Annotated in this window: 1 protein-coding gene; it reads left to right on the top strand. The window is 28.8% G+C overall.

Annotation, left to right across the window (positions count from 1 at the left end):
• Positions 1-323 (top strand): glycosyltransferase (locus tag R0J92_RS22155; protein ID WP_411053238.1); only part of this gene is annotated, 323 nt, incomplete at both ends.

The raw sequence follows: 323 nt of genomic DNA on the forward strand, positions 1-323 counted from the left end.
ATCATGAATAAAGTAACCTGGATACCTAATGGAATAGAAAACCACTGGTTGGATTCTGAGCTAAATCTGAAGAATTTAAAAGAAAAAAGTCTAAATATTATTCAAGTTGGAGGACTCAATAAAAATAAAAATGCTGAGACTACGATAGAACTTGTTAAGAGATTAAAAGACAATGATATTAAAGCGAATTTATTAATTATTGGTAAAGGACCTCAAGAAGACATACTAAAAGAAATGTGTGTAAATAAAAAGTTAGACAATGTAGATTTTGCAGGTCATATTTCAGATGCAATTAAACTAAAAGGAATGTATGAGAAGTCAGA

The sequence above is a fragment of the Tritonibacter sp. SIMBA_163 genome, assembly GCF_046535935.1.
In the GTDB taxonomy this organism is placed as follows: domain Bacteria; phylum Pseudomonadota; class Alphaproteobacteria; order Rhodobacterales; family Rhodobacteraceae; genus Epibacterium; species Epibacterium scottomollicae.